This is a genomic window from Duganella vulcania (assembly GCF_009857655.1).
GTDB classification, from domain to species: Bacteria; Pseudomonadota; Gammaproteobacteria; order Burkholderiales; family Burkholderiaceae_D; genus Rugamonas; species Rugamonas vulcania.
This window is the reverse complement of the sequence record NZ_WWCX01000059.1, coordinates 18628-38197: the sequence shown is the minus strand read 5'-3', so window position 1 is coordinate 38197 and position 19570 is coordinate 18628. Positions and strand designations below refer to the sequence as shown.

Genomic DNA, 19570 nt, shown 5'->3' with positions numbered 1-19570 from the left:
TGGGCGGCCGGCACGGCGCGGCACTCACCGCGCGCTGGTCGACACCTGCCCCAGCGCCTGCTGCAGCGGCTGCGCCTGCGGATTGCTGACCGCGCCGGTGGCGATATCGCGCGGCGACAGCGCGCGGCCGTAGTAGGCATTGGTCAGGTCCTGGTTGAAGCGGATGTCGTTGAGCCCCACCGCCACGGCGTCGCCGAACAGGCCCCTGGTGCCGCTCCAGGCCACCACGTCGCCGGTGCCGGCCGTGCCCTGCGCCAGCGTGGACCAGTTGAGCACGGTCAGGCCGGCGTCCGCGCTCAGGGCGAAGTTATTCTTCTTCATGAACTCGCTGACCGCCTTGTCGTTGTTGAGTATCATCGCGATCGGCCCGCCCTCGGCGCCGATCTGCAGGCCCAGCGTCAGGCCGCCCAGGTCGTAGAACGCCGGGCCGGTCCAGGCGCCGTCGGGACGCTTGAGCAGCAGCAGTCCGGCGCCGCCGTGCGCGCCCACGCCCAGCGCCGCCTTGCCGTACGAGGGCACGATCAACACGCCCTTGGCCTGCTGTAGCAGTTGCTTCATGCGGGGCTCGGCCTCCAGTTGCCGCACCACCGACAACGCGTCGCTGACGCGCTGCGTCGCGTTCTGCGCCGGCTTGGCGGCCATGTCGGCCGGCCCGGCGCGGGCGCCGGCATCCTGCACCACGGCGGCGCCGGCCATCAACGCGATCGCGCAGGCCAGCGCGGCGCTCCTTGCTTGGTATTTGAAAGGCATGGCATTCTCCTCTGATGGGTGATCGGGGTGCGCGCGCGACGCGCGCCAACATCATGCTAGCGCCGCGCGCCAGCCACCGGACCTGACCTGCATCAAGCGTGCGCGCCACCGAACCACATGGCGCGCCGTGGGTCCAACGTTTGGCGGGACAGGACGTCCTGCCGACGCCGCCACATCCGTCTATCCAATCGCCATCAGGAGAGCCGACATGAACGAGACCACCAAACTGGAAAGAACCGCCTGGAAATCCTACTTCGACAACGTGTCCCGGCTGTTGGACGGAAAGCGTGTCGAAATCGAGGTGGCCTCGCTTGCCATCGGCAGCCAGATCGCGGCCGAGTGGCTGCCGGCGCTGGGCGTGAGCTACGATGAGCAAACCGACCTGCTGGCCATCATGGCCGAAGGCTTGAATCACCTGGTCCGCCATCCGCGCGAGGTGTTTGTCCAGGCCGAGGGGCGGGAACTGCAAACCATCAGCGTCACCGACGATGACGGCGCCATCCAGATCATCCGGTTCAGGGAAGCGCCGCCATCGCCGGCGCCATGACGCGCGCCCATGCGGAGAAGATGGAAGGATCGCCAGCAGGCAGGCCGCTGGCTGGCGCGCAGGCTGGGGGCCTACGCGGGGCGCGGCGATGCGATCGTGCTGGCCTTGCCGCGCGGCGGCGTGCCGCTGGGCTACGTCATCGCGCAGGCACTCGCACTGCCGCTGGACCTGCTTTCCCGAATATGCGGTCTGCTGGAGCGGGCCTGGAACGGCGCCGCGGTGCCGGAATGACGCAGCAAAAAGGGCAGCCACAAGGCTGCCCTTCGCCGGAGCGGGGAACGATGCCGGCGACGGCTCAGCGCACGTCCAGCAGCTCGACGTCGAAGACCAAGGTGGCGTTCGGCGGGATCGGGCCGGCGCCGTTTTCGCCGTAGCCCATGTTGGCGGGCACGATCAGCGTGCGCTTGCCGCCCACCTTCATGCCCTGCACGCCCTCGTCCCAGCCGGGGATGACGCGGCCACCGCCCAGCGGGAAGCTGAAGGCTTCGCGGCCGACCGAGGAATCGAACTGCGCGCCGTGCTGCAATGGCGCGTTCGGCTCGTACAGCCAGCCGGTGTAGTTGACCACGGCGGTCACGCCGGCCACCGCTTCCTTGCCGGTGCCAACCACGGTGTCGATCTTTTGCAGCGGCGTGGCGTTGGCGGCGGCAGCGGTAGGCACCGGCGGCTTGGCGCGGTCGCAGCCGGCCACGGCCAAGGTCAGGGTCAGGCCAATAACGCAGGAGGAGAGCATTTGTTTCATGATGTTCTTTCTTCGATGGTGGCGACAAAGCAAAAAGGGCAGCCACATCGGCTGCCCTTCTACATACTGGAGCGGGAGAAGAGTCTCGAACTCTCGACCTCAACCTTGGCAAGGTTGCGCTCTACCAACTGAGCTACTCCCGCGTGGAGTTCAAATTGTCTGGAGGCGAGGATCGGAGTCGAACCGACCTAGACGGCTTTGCAGGCCGCTGCATAACCGCTTTGCTACCTCGCCAGAGGAAACTTTTGACCAAGATGCACAGCGGGGTTACGCGCTGCGATCCGAAATTCTGGAGCGGGAGAAGAGTCTCGAACTCTCGACCTCAACCTTGGCAAGGTTGCGCTCTACCAACTGAGCTACTCCCGCATTGGAGTTACATTTTTTACTGCGCCAACCAATTTCCGGAGAAACTGGAGCGGGAGAAGAGTCTCGAACTCTCGACCTCAACCTTGGCAAGGTTGCGCTCTACCAACTGAGCTACTCCCGCATTGGAGTCCAACATTCTAGCAGCTGACTGCGATTAACGCCAGTGCTACGTGCTCTTGATTACTTGGAGCGGGAGAAGAGTCTCGAACTCTCGACCTCAACCTTGGCAAGGTTGCGCTCTACCAACTGAGCTACTCCCGCTTCGTCGTCATCAACAACAGGCCAGCATTATAGAGGATTTGAGCAGTCTGTCAATGGCAAAAACTTTGACGAATAAAAAAGATTGAATATTGTTTATCCCGTTTTACAGCTGGCCGGATTTTTCCTTGATCAGCGGCCAGGCCAGGCGCAGGTAGTAGAACATCGACCACACCGTCAGCACGGCCGCCACCTCCAGCAGGCGCGAGCCCCAGAACTGGGTGTCGATGGCGCCCCACAGCACGTCATGGAACAGCAGCAGCGGGATGGCCATCATCTGGGCGGTGGTCTTGATCTTGCCCAGCGAGCTGACCGCCACCGATTTGGAGGCGCCGATCTGCGCCATCCATTCGCGCAGCGCCGAGATGGCGATCTCGCGGCCGATGATGATGAACGACAGCACGGCGTTGGCGCGGTCCAGCTGCACCAGCACCAGCAAGGCGCCCGCCACCATCAGCTTGTCCGCGACCGGATCGAGGAAGGCGCCGAAGGCCGAGGTCTGGTTCCAGCGGCGCGCCAGGAAACCGTCGAACCAGTCGGTGACGGCGGCGATGATGAACACCAGCGTGGCCGCCAGGTTCTGATCCGCCACGGGCAGCACATTGGTGGGCAGGTAGTAGACGCCCACCACCAGCGGAATCAGCGCAACGCGCAACCAGGTCAACAGTATCGGTATATTGAAGGGCATAAGCTCGGAAATTAGTGCGGCCGTGAAAATTGTTAATGCGCCGCTAGTCTACCTTGCCGACGCACATTAAACCAGCGCACTGTTGCTGTGCAGGTAACTCAGTGTAATTGGCGGTAAATCTCTTCCGCCAATGCGTTCGAGATGCCCTCGACCTGTTTGAGGTCCTCGACGCTGGCGTCGACCACGCCGCGCAGGCCGCCGAAGCGCGCCAGCAGGCGCTGGCGGCGCTTGGCGCCGATGCCTTCGATCTCCTCCAGGCGCGAGGTCTGGCGCGTCTTGGCGCGCTTGGCGCGCATGCCGGTGATGGCGAAACGGTGCGCCTCGTCGCGGATCTGCGCCACCAGCATCAGCGCCGCCGATTCCTTGCCCAGCTCCTGCGACGGCCGGCCGTCGACGAACATCAGCGTCTCCAGGCCGACGCGCCGCCCCTCCCCCTTCGCCACGCCGACGATCAGGCTGATGTCCAGCCCCAGCTCGGCGAACACCTGGCGCGCCATCTCGATCTGGCCCTTGCCGCCGTCGATCAACACCACGTCCGGCATCACGCCGTCGCCGTTGGCCACCTTCTCGTAGCGGCGCATCAGCACCTGGCGCATCGCCGCGTAATCGTCGCCGGGCGTGATGTCGTTGATGTTGTAGCGGCGGTATTCGCCGTTCTGCATCTGGTGGTGATGGAACACCACGCACGAGGCCTGCGTAGCCTCGCCCTGCGTGTGCGAGATGTCGAAGCATTCCACGCGCAGCGTATCGATATCCTCCGGCTCCAGCTGCAGCGCCTCGACCAGCGCGCGCGTGCGCGATTGCTGCGAGCCCTGCTCCGACAGCAGCCGCGCCAGCGATATCTCGGCGCCCTTCTGCGCCAGCTCCAGCCATTTGCGGCGCTGGTCCTGCGGCTGGAAGATCAGGTTGATGCGGTGGCCGCACTGCTCCTGCAAGGCCTGCATCAGCGCCGGGTGGTCGAATTCGATATTCAGGATCAGCGTGCCGGGGATGAACTTCTCGGTGTAGTGCTGGACCAGGAAGGCGGCCAGCACCTCGACCTCGATCGGCTCTTCCGCGATGGCGGCGGCGTCGCCGATATGGTTGGGGAAGTAGGCGCGGTCGCCCAGGTGGCGGCCGCCGCGCACCATGGCCAGGTTGACGCAGGCGCGTCCGCCCTGCACCAGCACGGCGATGATGTCGACGTCGGCGTCGCCGGTGGTCTCCATGCTTTGCTGGTGCAGCACGCGCGACAGCGACTGGATCTGGTTGCGCACCGCCGCTGCCTGCTCGAATTTGAGCTCGGCCGCGTAGCCATGCATTTTCTTTTCCAGGTCGTCCATCACCTCGCTCTGGCGCCCGCGCAGGAAGCGCGCGGCGTTTTCCACATCGAGCTTGTAGTCTTCCTTGCTGATCAGGTCCACGCACGGCCCGCTGCAGCGGCCGATCTGGTGCAGCAGGCATGGGCGGGTGCGGTTGGAATACACGCTGTCCTCGCAGGTGCGGATCAGGAACACCTTCTGCAGGATCTGCATCGATTCCTTGACCGCCCACGAGCTGGGGAACGGGCCGAAATACTGGTTCTTCTTGTCCACCGCGCCGCGGTAGTAGACCATGCGCGGCGCGTCGCCGCCGGTGATCTTCAGGTAGGGGTAGGATTTATCGTCGCGGAACAGGATGTTGAAGCGCGGGCTCAGGGCCTTGATCAGGTTATTCTCAAGGATCAGCGCCTCGGCTTCGCTGTGGGTGACGGTGGTCTCCAGCCGCGCGATGCGCTCGACCATCATGGCGATGCGCGGGCTGCTGAGGTTTTTCTGGAAGTAGCTCGACACGCGCTTCTTCAGGTCGCGCGCCTTGCCCACGTAGAGCACCTTGTCGTCGGCGTCGAAATAGCGGTACACGCCCGGCAGGTTGGGCAGCTTGGCCACGGTGGCCAGCACTTGTTCGCGCGGATCGGGCGCGGCTTCCAGTTCAGTCATGCTGTTATTTTCTCACTGCGCTTGTTCAACGATGACGAAGGCGACGGCGTATTCCTCTTCGTCGCTGACCGTCACCTGTGCCGACAGCTTATGCTTTTCCATGAATTCCTTCAGCACGCCGCTGCACACGATCATGGGCTTGCCGCTGGGCGCGTTGAGCATCTGCGCGGCGGGCCAGGTCATCGGCATGCGCATGCCCAGGCCGATGGCCTTGGAGAAGGCTTCCTTGGCGGCGAAGCGCGTGGCGACAAAGCGGATGCCGCGCGCCGCGTTCTTGGCCTTGCGCGCCAGGTACTTCTCCATCTCCTGCGGGCCGAGGATCTTGGCGGCGAAGCGGTCGCCATTGCGCGCCAGGGCCGCCTCGATGCGCGGGATCTTGCAGATGTCGGTGCCTATCCCGTAGATCATTTTCGTGCGCCCAGGCGGGTCGAGACCATGATGGCCTTCATTTCGCGCACGGCGTTTTCCCAGCCGGCGAACACCGAGTGTGCGACGATGGCATGGCCGATATTGAGCTCGGCGATTTCCGGAATGGCGGCGATGGCTTGCACATTGGTGTAGTGCAGGCCGTGGCCGGCGTTGACCTTCAGGCCCTTGGACACGCCATACAGCACGCCGCGATGGATGCGTTCCAGTTCGGCGGCCTGCTCGGCGCCTTCGGTGTCGGCATAGCGGCCGGTGTGCAGCTCGATCACCGGCGCGCCGATTTCAGCGGTCGCGTTCATCTGTTCCTCGTCGGCGTCGATGAACAGGCTGACGCGGATGCCTTCGGCCTGCAACTGCCTGACGGCGGCCTGCACGGCGTTGAAGTGGCCGGCGACATCGAGGCCGCCTTCGGTGGTCACTTCGGTGCGCTTCTCGGGCACCAGGCAGACGTCGGCCGGCTTGATGCGGCAGGCGAAGTCGATCATCTCCTGCGTAACGGCGGCTTCCAGGTTCATGCGGGTGAGCAGCTGCGGCGCCAGCGCGATCACGTCGGCGTCCTTGATGTGGCGGCGGTCCTCGCGCAGGTGCAGCGTGATGCAGTCGGCACCGGCCTGCTCGGCCAGCAGCGCGGCGCGGATCGGGTCCGGGTAGGTGGTGCCGCGCGCGTTGCGCAGGGTGGCGACGTGGTCGATGTTCACGCCAAGATCGATGATGGTGCCGGAGGGTTGCAGGAAGCTCATTGGTTTATACCGTTTATCAGGTTTATAACTGCATCAGGTCGATCAGGATCTGGCGCGTGTTCAGCGGCGCGCCGCCCAAGTGGTGCGCAAGCAGGAAGCGCATCAGCTGCTTGCTTTGCGCCTGGGTGGCGGCGTCCTGGTAGTCTTCGCGCTCCATGTCGAGCAGCGTCTTGCCGGCCACGCGCGGCCACGGGTCGGCGGCGCGCTCGGGGCGCGGGCCGCGTTCCGGGTCCACCACGTAGACCACGTCGGCCTGCACGGTGCGGCGGGTGTCGGTGCAGCGGGTGAGCTCGGCGGCGACGCCTGTCTCTTTAAGTAGGGCCCGTTCGAATTTTCTCAAGACGATGGGGGCCGGTTCGTTGTGGGCGAGCTGGTTGAGCGTGGCGACGTAGTGGTCGAACAGGCGCGGGTGCGCGTCGTCGCGCGCCAGCAGCTTGACCAGCAGCTCGTTCAGGTAGAAGCCGCACAGCAGCGCGGTTTTCTCCAGCGGCAGCATGCCGCCCACCCATTCGGCGTCGGTCAGCGTGCGCAGTTCGGATTTGCCGACCCAGCTCGACGACAGCGGCTGGAAGGTCTGCAGCACGCCGCGCAGCTGCGAGTGCGGCCGCTTGGCGCCCTTGGCGATCAAGGCCACGCGGCCAAAGTCGCGCGTGAACAGATCGATGATGAGGCTGGTTTCTTTGTAGGGATAGCTGTGCAGGACGAAGGCCGGCTGGCCGGCGACCTTGGTGCCGAAGGTGCGCTCGCGCGACGGCGCGCGCGGGCGCTTGGGTGGCGCGGGGGCGGGCACCACTTCACGCTCCGCCTCAGGCGCGGGTGCCGCTGCGATGTCGGCGTCTAGCGTGGTGGTGGACATCGCCCCTCTTTATTCGTAGCCGTAGGCGCGCAGACCCGCTTCGTTGTCGGCCCAGCCCGATTTGACCTTGACCCAGATCTCCAGGTACACCGGGCCGCCGAACAGTTTTTCCATGTCCAGGCGGGCCTGGGTCGACACTTCCTTCAGGCGCGCGCCCTTGTTGCCGATGACCATGGACTTGTGCGTGTCGCGCTCGACCAGGATGGCGGCGAACACGCGGCGCAGGTCGCCCTCCTGCTCGAACTTCTCGATCAGCACGGTGCTGGTGTACGGCAGCTCGTCGCCCACCAGGCGGAACAGCTTCTCGCGCACGATCTCCGACGCCAGGAATTTCTCGCTGCGGTCGGTGATGTCGTCCGGGCCGAAGATCGGCGCGTTCTCGGGCAGGAAGCGCTTGATCTCTTTTTCCAGGCCTTCCAGCTGGAAGCGCAGCTTGGCCGACACCGGCACGATGGCGGCGAAGTTGAACTTGGCGGCGACCTGCTGGGCGAACGGCATCAGCGCGCCCTTGTCCTTGACGCGGTCGGCCTTGTTGATCACCAGGATCACCGGCACTTCGGCCGGCAGCAGATCCATCACCTGCTGGTCGGCCGGGCCGAAGGTGCCGGCCTCGATCACGTACAGGATCAGGTCCGACGAGATCAGCGTGTTGGTGACGGTCTTGTTGAGCGTGTTGTTCAGCGCGTTCGAGTGGCGGGTCTGGAAGCCCGGCGTGTCGACGTAGATGAACTGCGCGTCGTCATGGGTCTGGATGCCCGTAATGCGGTGGCGCGTGGTCTGCGCCTTGCGCGAGGTGATGCTGACCTTGGCGCCGATGAGCGTATTCATCAGGGTCGATTTGCCCACGTTGGGGCGGCCGACAATGGCGATGTAGCCACAACGGAAGTTGGCGGAGGTCGTTTCGGTAGTCATTTCAGTTCTCTTTTACTTGTTTGCTGCTTTGGCAGGCGGTGGCGACGGCTCATGATCAACCGCGGCCTCGGTCGTCTGCACGGTGGCGATGCCGGCCAGCTTGAGCTGGGCGGCGCGCGGCTTGGGCTTGCGGCCGGCGGCCGGGGTCTTGACCAACGCTTGTTCGGCCACTTCCAGCGCCAGCTTGGCGGCGGCCTGTTCGCCGGCGCGGCGGCTGCCGCCGCGTCCGTAGACCTGGATGCCCAGCTTGGGCACCAGGCATTCGATTTCGAATTCCTGGCTGTGCGCGGCGCCGTGCGTGGCCACCACATTGTACAGCGGCAGGGAAATCTTCTTACTTTGCAGGAATTCCTGCAGCAGGGTCTTGGCGTCCTTGCCCAGGGTTTGCGGGTCGACCGATTCCAGGATCGGAATGTAGAAGGCCCGGATCACGTCGCGCGCGGGGTTGAAGCCGCCATCCAAAAAAATGGCGCCTAACAGCGCCTCAAGCGTGTCGGCCAGGATCGAAGGACGGCGGAATCCGCCCGACTTCAACTCGCCCTCCCCCAGCCGCAGGAACTGCGACAGCTCCAGCTTTTGCGCGATCTCGTACAGCGACTGCTGCTTGACCAGGTTGGCGCGCAGGCGCGACAGGTCGCCCTCGTCGATCGCCACGAAGCGCTCGTACAGGATGGACGCGACCACGCAGTTCAGGACCGAGTCGCCGAGGAATTCCAGTCGTTCATTATGCAAACTGCTGTGGCTACGGTGCGTCAAGGCTTGCTGCAACAGGCCAGCATCCTGGAACGTATAGCCTAGACGGGTTTGCAATAACTGAAGATTCATTTGTTCTGTTCTGGTGTTAAACGTGTTTATTGGTCGGTCTTGGCCGGCGGCGGCATGCCGTTCTTGGCCGTGGTGCCCTGGTATTCCAACAGCAGGCTGGCCGGTCCGACCAGCGGGATTTTCTTTTCGTAGGCGAAGCTGATTTCCACTTCGCCGTTTTCCTTGCCGATGAGCAGATCCCGGCTGGTGATCGAGCTGATGTAGCCGGTGGTCGCGTTGGCGTCGAACGATTTCTGCATCTCCAGCACGGTACCGCCGGTGGCCTTGGCCGTGACGATGGCGTTCTGGATCGCGCGGTACTCGGTATAGGTCGGCACGATCTTGAGCGCCAGCACGCCGACGAAGCCCAGCGCGGCCAGCACGATGATCAGGCCGACCAGGGAAATGCCATCTTGCCGTTTCAAGCTTGCTTGCATCTTAGTCCCTTTCGCCGTGGTCCGCTGTTAGTGGATGCTGCCGATGCGGCGCAGGTTACCCAGGTTCATCCACACGAAGAATGCTTTTCCAACAATGTTCTTATCCGGCACAAAGCCCCAGTAGCGGCTGTCCGCGCTGTTGTCGCGGTTGTCGCCCATCATGAAGTAGTTGCCCTGCGGAACCACGCAGGTGAAGCCTTCATACTTGTAGGTGCAGTTTTCGCTGTGCGGGAACTGCTTGACGCCATCCAGGCTCAGCGTGGGCGCCGCCTCGTTGTTGAGGATGCGGTGGCTCACGCCGGTCAGGTTTTCCTGGAACTGCTTGTTGTAAATCAGGTGCTCGTCGTCGAGGTAATCGTCCAGCGGAGTGTACTTCACTTCCACCCCGTTCACCGTCAAGCGTTTGTTCTCATACGTAATCTTATCACCCGGCACGCCAATGACGCGTTTGATGTAGTCCTGGCTCATATCCATCGGATATTTGAACACCATCACGTCGCCACGCTGCGGGTCGTTGATCTGGACCACTTTCTGGTTCAGCACCGGCAGGCGGATGCCGTAGGTGAACTTGTTCACCAGGATCAGGTCGCCCACCAGCAAGGTCGGCACCATCGACGACGACGGGATCTTGAACGGCTCGTACAGGAAGGAGCGCAGGAAGAACACCAGCGCGATCACCGGGAAGAAGCTGCCCGAGTATTCGATCCAGGTCGGCTGGCGCAGCAGGTTGGCCTCGATGGCGGCACGGTTGCCCTGGTTGTCGAGCTTGATGCCGTCGGCGGTCAGCTTGGCGTTGCGCGCGTCGTACTCGGCCAGCGCGCGGTCGGCGGCGGCACGGCGCTGCTTGGCCAGGTAGAACACATCCAGGAACCAGATCACACCGGTGATCACCATCAGTACGAACAGGATTAAAGCAAAATTACCTAAGATCACTTGCAGGTTCATTTGTCGTCCACTTGTAAGATTGCCAGGAACGCTTCTTGTGGAATCTCGACCGAGCCCACTTGCTTCATGCGTTTTTTACCTGCTTTCTGCTTTTCCAGCAGTTTCTTTTTACGGCTGACGTCGCCGCCGTAGCACTTCGCCAGCACGTTCTTGCGCAAGGCCTTGACGTTCTCGCGCGAGATCACGTTGACACCGATGGCGGCCTGGATCGCCACGTCGAACATCTGGCGCGGGATCAGCTCGCGCATCTTGGCCGCGACCTGGCGGCCACGGTAGGCGCTGTTGGAACGGTGGACGATGATGGCCAGCGCGTCGACCTTCTCGCCGTTGATCAGCATGTCGACCTTGACCACGTCCGAGGTGCGGTATTCCTTGAACTCGTAGTCCATCGAGGCGTAGCCGCGCGAGGTGGACTTGAGCTTGTCGAAGAAGTCCAGCACGATCTCGCCCATCGGCATTTCATAGACCAGCTTGACCTGGCGGCCGTGGTAGCTCATGTCCATCTGCACACCGCGCTTGCCGATGCACAGCGTGATCACCGAGCCGACGTACTCTTGCGGCATGTACAGGTTGACCGTGACGATAGGCTCGCGGATCTCGTTGATCTTGGTGGTTTCCGGCATGCGCGACGGGTTGTCCACCTTGATCACGCTGCCGTCGCGCATCTCGACCTCGTACACCACAGTCGGGGCCGTGGTGATCAGGTCCATGTCGAATTCGCGCTCCAGGCGTTCCTGGACGATTTCCATGTGCAGCAGGCCGAGGAAGCCGCAGCGGAAGCCGAAGCCCAGCGCCTGCGATACTTCCGGCTCGTACATCAGCGCGGCGTCGTTGAGCTTGAGTTTTTCCAGCGAGTCGCGCAGCGCGTCGTACTGGTTGGCCTCGACCGGGAACAGGCCGGCGAACACCTGCGGCTGCACCTCCTTGAAACCAGGCAGCGGCTCCGGCGCCGGACGGGCGGCCAGGGTGACGGTGTCGCCCACCTTGGCGGCCTTCAGTTCCTTGATGCCGGCGATGATGAAGCCCACCTGGCCGGCCGACAGCTGCGGCAGCGATACCGAGCGCGGCGCGAAGATGCCAACGTCTTCCACCAGCTGCACCGAGTCGGTGGCCATCAGCTTGATCTTGTCCTTGGGCTTGAGGGTGCCGTTCATCACGCGCACCAGCATCACCACGCCGACGTAGGCGTCGTACCACGAGTCGACGATCAGCGCCTGCAGCGGCGCGTCCGGGTCGCCCTTCGGTGGCGGCACCTTGGCGATGATCGATTCCAGCACGTCTTCCACGCCCAGGCCGGTCTTGGCCGAGCAGTGGACGGCGTCGCCGGCCTCGATGCCGATCACGTCCTCGATCTCGGCGATCGCGGTCGGTGGATCGGCGTTCGGCAAGTCGATTTTATTCAGCACCGGCACCACTTCCACGCCCAGGTCGAGCGCGGTGTAGCAGTTGGCCACGGTCTGGGCTTCCACGCCTTGCGAGGCGTCGACCACCAGCAGCGCGCCTTCGCAGGCCGACAGCGAGCGCGACACTTCGTACGAGAAGTCGACGTGGCCGGGGGTGTCGATCAGGTTCAGGTTGTAGACGATGCCGTCGCGGGCCTTGTATTGCAGGGCCGCGGTCTGCGCCTTGATCGTAATGCCGCGTTCGCGCTCCAGATCCATCGAATCGAGCACTTGCGACTCCATCTCGCGTTCGGACAAGCCACCGCACAATTGAATGATACGGTCCGCCAGGGTCGATTTGCCGTGGTCGATGTGGGCGATGATGGAAAAATTGCGTATGTTGTTCATTAACAAATATTCAAAAACGGGTTTGAAACGACGGGGCGCAAATATAGCTCAACAGCTACGCGCAATACGAAAAAAGCGCTCCGAGCGGGGCGGTAATGCCCTGGCGAGCGCCTTGATGACAGCCACTGAAAGCAAAACGGAAGCTTTTCTACCCCCGCATTTTACCGGATTTCAGAGGGGAAAGGCCGACTTATGCAGTGCGAAATGCATATTGGTTAAGGCCCTGAGGCAAAAAATGCAGCCGAAGTGCTTATTTATTAAGCACTTCGCGCACTTTTGCCTCGTCAAGGAAGTAGTGGCACAACTCGGGCTGGGACAGGTCGGCGAACAGCACCGGCACCAGCTCGTCGAAGCGGGCCACCAGCGCGTCGTCGGCGTCGACATCGATCACGTCGACGGTGATGGGCCGCTCGGGCGTCTGCAGGCGCATCAGGGCGTCCAGCATGTCCTGGCAGAGGTGGCAGTAGCTGCGCGAGTAGAGGGTGAAGTGCATGGTCCGTGCGGCCGCCCGCCGCCGCCGTCCCCGCGTTCGCGGGAGCGACGGCGCGGCGGCCGGCTTCCTTACTTGGCGCTAGGACGCAGGGAAATGTACTGCGTCACGTCGCCGCGGCGCACCAGCAGCACCGAGGCCTTCTTCGCATCGAGCTTGGCCACGGCCGCGTTGAACTGCTTGGCGTCCTTCACTTCGATGTTATTCAACTGCAGCAGCACATCGCCCTCCTGCAGGCCGGCGCGGCCGGCCACGCCCTCGGCCGCATCGACCACCACGCCGCCGTCGACGCCCAGCTCCTTCTTCTGCTCGGCGGTCAGGTCGCTGACCTTCAAGCCCAGCGCGTTGGCCTTGACCGCCGCTTCCGGCTCGGCCTTGTTGCCCTTGCCCTTGCCAGCCTTGGCGCCCTTGTCCGCTTCCAGCTCGGCCACGGTCACCGGCAGGTCCAGCTGCTGGCCCTTGCGCCACACCGTCACCACGGCCTTGCTGGCCAGCGCGGTGCCGCCCACCAGGCGCGGCAGGTCCGACGAACGGTTCACCTGCACGCCGTTGAACTTGAGGATGATGTCGCCCGCCTTGATGCCGGCCTTGTCGGCGGGACCGCCCGGCTCGACCAGCGACACCTCGGCGCCCTGCGCGCTCTTCAGGCCCAGCGACTCCGCCACTTCCTTGCTGACTTCGCCGATCTGCACGCCGATGCGGCCGCGCGTGACCTTGCCGTTTTTCTTCAGCTGCTCCGACACGCGGATCGCCTCGTCGATCGGCACGGCGAAGGAAATGCCGTTATAGCCGCCCGACAGCGTGGCGATCTGCGAGTTGATGCCAATCACCTCGCCGCGCATATTGATCAGGGGACCACCCGAGTTGCCGGGATTGACCGCGACATCGCTCTGGATCAGCGCCAGGTAGTCGCCAGTGTCGCGCTGCTTGGCCGAGATGATGCCGGCGGTGACGGTGTTCTCCAGGTTGAACGGCGAGCCGATCGCGATCACCCATTCGCCGACGCGGATCTTGTCCGAATCGCCCATCACCAGGAAAGGCAGCTTGTCGCCCTCGATCTTGAGCACGGCGACGTCGGTGCGGGCGTCCGCGCCCAGCACCTTGGCCTTGAACTCGCGCTTGTCGGTCAGCGTGACGAACACCTCGTCGGCGCCGTCGACCACGTGGGCGTTGGTCATCACATAGCCGTCGGCCGACAGGATGAAGCCGGAGCCGACGCCGCGCTGCACCGGCTCGTCGGACGGCGCCTGGCGGCGGCCGCGCGGCGTGCCCTTGCCGCCGGGACCAGGCTGCGGCAACGCGCCGCCAAAGAAGCGGCGCAGGAACTCTTGCATTTCCTCCTCGCCCGACTGGCCGTCGGCACCGCCGCGTCCGCCCAGCTTGAGGCGTTCGGTGGTGCGGATGTTGACCACGGCCGGGCCGACGCGGTCGACCAGGTCGGCGAAGTCCGGCAGGCCGATGACGGCGCCGGTGACCGGCGCGGCGGCTGTCGCGGGCGCCAGGCCGAGCGCGGCCGGCGAGATCCATACGCTTGCGCTGACCAGCAGCGCGGAAAGAGTTTTACTACCAACGGAGAAATTATTTTTCATGGAAAGTATCGGTCTTTATAAAGTTCTGGAACGCAAGTGCCCCTCGGGCGAGTTGCGCGAGGCTAAGGCTAGCGTATGGTAAGCGAAAACGCGTCCGACGGCACACTTAACAATGCATTCCGTGCAAGCGTTTCAGGGCAGGATGACATCCGCCGGCGATTCCGCCGGGTCCGGCTTCGCCGGATCGGCCGCGCGTTCCGGCGCGGCGGCGGGCACGTAGACCGGCTCGGCGGCAAGACGGGCCGCCAGCGATGCGCCGAAGCCGTCGCTCAGCGCGCCGCTGGCCTGGTCGCGCAGCACGTCGCCCGTCAGGTGGTAGGCGCGCCAGGCCGCCTGCCCTTCCGCCGTGTCGAGCGCCGCCAGCGCCAGCTCGCGCTCGCTGTCCGCCAACTCACCGTCGGCCAGCGCCGAGATGTTTTCGTGCAGTCTTTTCTGGGTATCCATCGCGTATCCCGCCATGTCAAAACATGTCCACCGCGCCCTTCCGGGGCGTATTGCCGGACGCCAATAACACTTGCCATCATTCGCCCCTTACCAGCGCTTGTCAACTGGCAGGTCCAGCAAGGGTCGCAACTTTTCAGCGATGACTTCGCGGGCGCGGAAGATGCGGCTGCGCACCGTGCCGATCGGACAAGCCATGATGTCGGAGATTTCCTCATAGCTCAATCCCTCGATCTCGCGCAAGGCGATCGCGGTGCGCAAATCCACGGGCAAGGCATCCATCGCCGCGTTGACGGTCTGGGCGATCTGCTTGCTCGCCAGCATGGATTCCGGCGTGTTGATGTCGCGCAAATGCTCGCCATCGTTAAAGGCTTCGGCTTGTTCGGCGTCTGCTTCGGTCGACGTGGGCGTACGGCGGCCCTGCGTCGCCAGAAAATTCTTGGCGGTGTTGATGCCGATGCGGTACAGCCACGTGTAGAAGGCCGAGTCGCCGCGGAAATGGCGCAGCGCGCGGTAGGCCTTGATAAACGTCTCCTGCACCACATCCTCGGCTTCGGCCGGATCGTGGACGATACGCGACAGCAGGCGCATCAGCCGGCGTTGGTACTTAGCCACCAGCAAATCGAACGCCTGCTTGTCCCCATCCCGCACCCGGTCCACCAGCACCTGGTCACACTCACGTTCTGTCGTCACTCCTGCATCCCTCGGTGGCCTGCAGCGTGGCCGAACCCTTTATCCATATGTCTTTAGCCATATGCTATAGAGTTAGCTCGCTGCAAGAAGTTCACAGTGTTCGCGGTTTTATTTCGGCCCGGGCGGCGATGGCCCGGCAAGCCAGCGACAGGGCGCGCCAATCGGCGCGCGTGACGCTGTCGGGCAGCACCGCCACCACCTGCACCTTGCCGTCGCCATCGCCCAGCCGCAGCAACAGCAAGCCCGGCCAAATGGTCGAGCCGTCCAGCAGGCGCAGCACCACCCCTGTTTTTTGGTATACCGTCAGCCGCAGCTGGCCGACACCGGAAATATCAAGCTCCCGCGCATTACGGCATGGACGTCCGCGCCACAGGCCGAGCAGCCCTGCCAGCGCGCAGCTCAGCGGCGCGCACCAGCCCGGACAGGCAGCGGCCGACGCCAGCACGCCACAACACAGGCCGGCATGCAGCAGCCGCAGGCCGGACGAGGGGCGAACGATGACAGAGACCGCAATCGACATGACAGCCGCGCACGCTCAAACGGTACGTTTAACAACGGTACGTTCAATAAAAAACAGGGGATTACATTCGGAAGCGCCGGCCGCGAAGGCCGGGCAATTCTGGCGCCGGCGAATGCCGGCGCCGAATCCACGCTCACCCTGATTGGACAGGGCTGGCGTGGATTGGTTCAACGCGGGGTTGAACTTTTGCGGACTTTAGATCTTGCCAAACACCAGGCTGCCATTGGTGCCGCCGAAGCCGAACGAGTTCTTGACTGCATACTCGATCTTCATCGGACGGGCCACGTTGGCGCAGAAGTCCAGGTCGCAAGCGGGATCCTGGTTGAAGATGTTGATGGTCGGAGGCGACACCTGATGGTGGACCGCCAGTACCGTAAACACCGCTTCCAGGCCGCCGGCGCCGCCCAACAGGTGACCGGTCATCGACTTGGTCGAATTGATCACCATGTTCTTGGCGTGCGCGCCGAAGGTGCGCTTGATGCCCTGCACTTCCGCCACGTCGCCTTGCGGGGTCGACGTGCCGTGGGCGTTCAGGTAGTGCACCTGGTCGGGATTGATGCCGGCGTTGGCCAGCGCGGCAATCACCGACTTGCTGCCGCCGCTGCCATCTTCCAATGGCGAGGTCATGTGATAAGCGTCGGCGCTCATCCCAAACCCCAGCAGTTCAGCGTAGATCTTGGCGCCGCGCGCCTTGGCGTGTTCGTACTCTTCGAGCACCATCACGCCGGCGCCCTCGCCCAGTACGAAACCGTCGCGGTCCTTGTCCCATGGACGGGACGCGGTCGCTGGATCGTCGTTGCGGGTCGACAGCGCGCGGGCCGAGGCGAAACCGCCCAGGCCCAGCGGCGACACGGTCGATTCCGCGCCGCCAGCCACCATGACGTCGGCGTCGCCGTACTCGATCATGCGGGCTGCCACGCCGATGCAGTGCAGGCCGGTGGTGCAGGCCGTGACGATCGACAGGTTAGGACCACGCATGCCGTACTTGATCGACAGGTTGCCCGAGATCATATTGATGATCGAGGCAGGCACGAAGAACGGCGAGATACGGCGCGGACCGCGCTTGTCGTACTCTTGCTTGGTTTCTTCGATCAGCGGCAGGCCGCCGATACCGGAGCCGATGATGACGCCGATGCGATCGGCGTTCTCTTCGGTGACGACGATGCCGGAGTCTTGCACCGACTGGATGCCGGCCGCCATGCCGTAATGGATGAAGGTATCCATGTGGCGCGCTTCCTTAGCGGGGATGTAATCCTCGATATTGAAGCCTTTGACTTCACCGGCGAACTTGGTGGTGAAAGCTTGCGCATCAAACTTGGTGATGTTGGCAATCCCGGATTTCCCCTCGGTGATCGCGGCCCACGATTCGGCAACGGTATTGCCGACCGGAGTCACGGCGCCCAGGCCGGTGATGACAACACGACGGTTTTTAGAACCTCTCAAGCGATTCTCCTAAAGTCGATCGGGCAGAAATTACGCCTTGACGTGGGCGGTAGCGTAGTCGATCGCTTGCTGCACGGTGGTGATCTTTTCTGCTTGTTCGTCAGGGATTTCCATTTCGAATTCATCTTCCAGGGCCATCACCAGTTCCACGGTGTCCAGGGAGTCTGCGCCGAGGTCGTCGACGAACGAGGATTCGATCTTGATGTCTGCTTCGGCGACGCCCAGTTGCTCAGCGACGATTTTCTTAACGCGTTGTTCGATATCCGACATGTTATGGCTCCATTTTGTTTGTTACGGAAAGCGCGCATTTTATCAGGTTTGCGCACTGAAAAACTAATTTCGGTAGCTGCTGCGAATTTAACTGCAACTCATCCGAAATCACTGCTAAAAGACGAGAAACGGCGGTTTTCAAGCCACCGGAGCCCATCAATTCATGTACATCCCGCCGTTGACGTGCAGGGTGGTACCGGTAATATACGCCGCCTGCGGCGATGCCAGGAAAGCGACCGCGGCCGCGATATCCTCGGGCTTGCCCAGGCGTGCCAGCGGAATCTGCGTCAACAGGGCGGCGTGCTGCTCTTCGCCCAGCGCCTTGGTCATGTCGGTGTCGATGAAGCCCGGCGCCACGCTGTTGACGGTGATGTTGCGGCTGCCGATCTCACGCGCCAGCGCGCGGCCCATGCCCTCCACGCCGGCCTTGGCGGCGGCGTAGTTCATCTGGCCCGGATTGCCGGAGGACGCCACCACCGAAGTGATGTTGATGATACGCCCGGTCTTGGCTTTCATCATGCCGCGCAGGACGGCGCGCGACAGGCGGCCGACCGAGCTCAGGTTGGTGGCGATGACGCTGTCCCACTCTTCATCCTTCATGCGCATGGCCAGCTGGTCCTGCGTGATGCCGGCGTTGTTGACCAGGATGCCGACCGCGCCGTAGGTCTTGGCGATGTCGTCGATGACGGCGGCGCAGCGCGCGGCGTCGGTGACATTGAGGACCATGCCCTTGCCGGCTTCGGCGCCGATTTCCGCCAGATAGGCCGAGATCGCTTCAGCGCCGGCTTCGGTGGTGGCGGTGCCGATCACGCGGGCGCCTTGACGGGCCAGCTCCTGGGCAATGGCCTTGCCGATGCCGCGCGATGCGCCCGTAACCAGGGCAACTTGATTCGTTAAATTCATTGGTATCCTTAGACGTTTAGGGAGTGTGCCTGAAGACCTGGCAGCTTATTTGAGCGCGGTCAACACGCGTTCCAGCGAGGCCTGGTCGGTGATCGCGTCGCCCACCAGGGTGGCGTCGATGCGCTTGGTCAAGCCCATCAGCACCTTGCCCGGGCCGCATTCGACCACTTGCGTGATGCCTTCGGCGGCGACCTTCTGCATGGTTTCCACCCAGCGCACCGGCGCGGCGGCCTGGCGCACCAGCGCATCCTTGATGCTGGCCGGGTCGGTCAGCACGGCGACGTCGACGTTGTTGATCAGCGCGATCTGCGGCGCCGAGAAGGTCAGGCCTTCCATGTAGTCGCGCAGGCGGTCCGAGGCGGGCTTGAGCAGCGACGAGTGGAACGGCGCCGACACCGGCAGCTTCATGGCGCGCTTGGCGCCCTTGGCCTTGGCGATCTCGCAGGCGCGCTCGACAGCGACGGTGTCGCCGGCGATCACTACTTGCGCGGGCGCGTTGAAATTGACGGCCTCAACCACCGAGCCAGCCACGGCGGCGGCTGCTTCGGCGCAGGCGGCGCGGACGTCGTCGTCCGACAGGCCCAGCACGACAGCCATGGTGCCCATGCCGACCGGCACGGCTTCCTGCATCGCCTGCGCGCGGAAGCGCACCAGCGGCACGGCGTCCTTGAACGAAATCACACCGGCCGCGACCAACGCCGAGTATTCACCCAGGCTGTGGCCGGCAACGATGGACGGCAGCGGACCGCCGGCGGCGATCCAGGCGCGGTACACGGCGACCGCGGCGGTCAGCATCACCGGCTGGGTGTTGGTGGTCAGGTCCAGTTCTTCCTTCGGACCTTCGGCCATCAGCTTGCCCAGGTCGAACTGCAGCGCATCGGACGCCTCGGCGATGGTTTGCGCCACCACCGGGTTGCCGGCGAAGCCGTCCATCATCGCGATCGCTTGCGAACCCTGGCCCGGAAATACAAAAGCAAATTTAGTCATACTTCATCCATCTCA

23 protein-coding genes and 5 tRNA genes are annotated in these 19570 nt (G+C 63.7%); 2 read left to right on the top strand and 26 right to left on the bottom strand.

The annotated features are described in order from the left end of the window. Positions 1-24 precede the first annotated feature (24 nt). Positions 25-750 carry a lipid-binding SYLF domain-containing protein gene (locus GTP90_RS24470; RefSeq protein WP_161085977.1) on the bottom strand — a complete coding sequence of 242 codons (726 nt, stop codon included), beginning with the start codon at positions 748-750 and terminating at the stop codon, positions 25-27. Positions 751-958: 208 nt separating this feature from the next. Here GTP90_RS24470 and GTP90_RS24465 point away from each other — a divergent pair, with 208 nt between their 5' ends. Continuing rightward, complete coding sequence (locus GTP90_RS24465) at positions 959-1297, top strand: DUF5335 family protein (protein ID WP_161085976.1); 339 nt, start codon at positions 959-961, stop codon at positions 1295-1297. A gap of 9 nt (positions 1298-1306) precedes the next feature. Continuing rightward, positions 1307-1528 (top strand): hypothetical protein, encoded by a 222-nt coding sequence (locus tag GTP90_RS24460; RefSeq protein WP_161085975.1) that lies wholly within the window; start codon positions 1307-1309, stop codon positions 1526-1528. Positions 1529-1592: 64 nt separating this feature from the next. Here the strand turns inward: GTP90_RS24460 and GTP90_RS24455 are convergent, their stop codons facing one another. The 25 genes from GTP90_RS24455 to fabD all read right to left on the bottom strand — a co-directional run bounded on the left by GTP90_RS24455 (position 1593) and on the right by fabD (position 19555). Beyond that, entirely contained in the window at positions 1593-2039 is a 447-nt protein-coding gene (locus tag GTP90_RS24455) for an FKBP-type peptidyl-prolyl cis-trans isomerase (RefSeq protein ID WP_161085974.1), read from the bottom strand. Positions 2040-2106: 67 nt separating this feature from the next. Next, positions 2107-2182, bottom strand: a tRNA-Gly gene (locus GTP90_RS24450). 17 nt (positions 2183-2199) lie between these two features. Further along, positions 2200-2273, bottom strand: a tRNA-Cys gene (locus GTP90_RS24445). A 56-nt stretch (positions 2274-2329) separates the two neighbouring features. Next, positions 2330-2405, bottom strand: a tRNA-Gly gene (locus tag GTP90_RS24440). 45 nt (positions 2406-2450) lie between these two features. Beyond that, positions 2451-2526, bottom strand: a tRNA-Gly gene (locus GTP90_RS24435). Positions 2527-2590: 64 nt separating this feature from the next. Continuing rightward, a tRNA-Gly gene (locus GTP90_RS24430) sits at positions 2591-2666 on the bottom strand. 103 nt (positions 2667-2769) lie between these two features. After that, positions 2770-3351 carry a CDP-diacylglycerol--glycerol-3-phosphate 3-phosphatidyltransferase gene (gene pgsA / locus GTP90_RS24425; protein ID WP_161085973.1) on the bottom strand — a complete coding sequence of 194 codons (582 nt, stop codon included), beginning with the start codon at positions 3349-3351 and terminating at the stop codon, positions 2770-2772. Between the two features lie 98 nt (positions 3352-3449). After that, entirely contained in the window at positions 3450-5309 is a 1860-nt protein-coding gene (gene uvrC, locus GTP90_RS24420) for an excinuclease ABC subunit UvrC (RefSeq protein ID WP_161085972.1), read from the bottom strand. A 12-nt stretch (positions 5310-5321) separates the two neighbouring features. Then, complete coding sequence (gene acpS / locus GTP90_RS24415; protein ID WP_161085971.1) at positions 5322-5717, bottom strand: holo-ACP synthase; 396 nt, start codon at positions 5715-5717, stop codon at positions 5322-5324. Next, a complete protein-coding gene (gene pdxJ / locus GTP90_RS24410) occupies positions 5714-6475 on the bottom strand; it encodes a pyridoxine 5'-phosphate synthase (RefSeq protein WP_161085970.1) in 762 nt (253 codons plus the stop codon). Before pdxJ ends, acpS begins: the two co-directional genes overlap by 4 nt. 22 nt (positions 6476-6497) lie before the next feature. Continuing rightward, positions 6498-7331, bottom strand: coding sequence for a DNA repair protein RecO (gene recO, locus GTP90_RS24405; RefSeq protein ID WP_161085969.1), 834 nt, complete (start codon positions 7329-7331; stop codon positions 6498-6500). 9 nt (positions 7332-7340) lie between these two features. Continuing rightward, on the bottom strand, positions 7341-8243 hold the full coding sequence (era, locus tag GTP90_RS24400; protein WP_161085968.1) for a GTPase Era: 903 nt from the start codon (positions 8241-8243) through the stop codon (positions 7341-7343). A 12-nt stretch (positions 8244-8255) separates the two neighbouring features. Then, complete coding sequence (rnc, locus tag GTP90_RS24395) at positions 8256-9068, bottom strand: ribonuclease III (RefSeq protein WP_161085967.1); 813 nt, start codon at positions 9066-9068, stop codon at positions 8256-8258. 26 nt (positions 9069-9094) lie between these two features. Then, on the bottom strand, positions 9095-9484 hold the full coding sequence (locus GTP90_RS24390; protein WP_161085966.1) for a DUF4845 domain-containing protein: 390 nt from the start codon (positions 9482-9484) through the stop codon (positions 9095-9097). A gap of 27 nt (positions 9485-9511) precedes the next feature. Next, on the bottom strand, positions 9512-10429 hold the full coding sequence (gene lepB, locus GTP90_RS24385; protein WP_117013709.1) for a signal peptidase I: 918 nt from the start codon (positions 10427-10429) through the stop codon (positions 9512-9514). After that, entirely contained in the window at positions 10426-12219 is a 1794-nt protein-coding gene (lepA, locus tag GTP90_RS24380; protein ID WP_161085965.1) for a translation elongation factor 4, read from the bottom strand. Before lepA ends, lepB begins: the two co-directional genes overlap by 4 nt. Positions 12220-12469: 250 nt before the next feature. Then, on the bottom strand, positions 12470-12712 hold the full coding sequence (locus GTP90_RS24375) for a glutaredoxin family protein (RefSeq protein ID WP_161085964.1): 243 nt from the start codon (positions 12710-12712) through the stop codon (positions 12470-12472). 68 nt (positions 12713-12780) lie between these two features. Then, entirely contained in the window at positions 12781-14298 is a 1518-nt protein-coding gene (locus GTP90_RS24370; RefSeq protein WP_254452024.1) for a DegQ family serine endoprotease, read from the bottom strand. A gap of 132 nt (positions 14299-14430) precedes the next feature. Further along, a complete protein-coding gene (locus GTP90_RS24365) occupies positions 14431-14742 on the bottom strand; it encodes a sigma-E factor negative regulatory protein (protein WP_161085963.1) in 312 nt (103 codons plus the stop codon). Positions 14743-14829: 87 nt separating this feature from the next. Then, on the bottom strand, positions 14830-15432 hold the full coding sequence (rpoE, locus tag GTP90_RS24360; protein WP_116988245.1) for an RNA polymerase sigma factor RpoE: 603 nt from the start codon (positions 15430-15432) through the stop codon (positions 14830-14832). 91 nt (positions 15433-15523) lie between these two features. Beyond that, complete coding sequence (locus GTP90_RS24355; protein WP_161085962.1) at positions 15524-15952, bottom strand: protein YgfX; 429 nt, start codon at positions 15950-15952, stop codon at positions 15524-15526. A gap of 195 nt (positions 15953-16147) precedes the next feature. After that, positions 16148-17395: a beta-ketoacyl-ACP synthase II gene (gene fabF, locus GTP90_RS24350; protein ID WP_161085961.1), complete on the bottom strand. Its 1248-nt coding sequence runs from the start codon at positions 17393-17395 to the stop codon at positions 16148-16150. A gap of 30 nt (positions 17396-17425) precedes the next feature. Further along, entirely contained in the window at positions 17426-17665 is a 240-nt protein-coding gene (gene acpP, locus GTP90_RS24345) for an acyl carrier protein (RefSeq protein WP_008449912.1), read from the bottom strand. A 156-nt stretch (positions 17666-17821) separates the two neighbouring features. Continuing rightward, positions 17822-18568, bottom strand: coding sequence for a 3-oxoacyl-ACP reductase FabG (fabG, locus tag GTP90_RS24340; RefSeq protein ID WP_117013703.1), 747 nt, complete (start codon positions 18566-18568; stop codon positions 17822-17824). Between the two features lie 45 nt (positions 18569-18613). Further along, the gene (fabD, locus tag GTP90_RS24335) at positions 18614-19555 is read right to left on the bottom strand and encodes an ACP S-malonyltransferase (RefSeq protein WP_161085960.1); all 942 of its coding nucleotides are present in this window, start codon (positions 19553-19555) and stop codon (positions 18614-18616) included. Between the last annotated feature and the right edge of the window lie 15 nt (positions 19556-19570).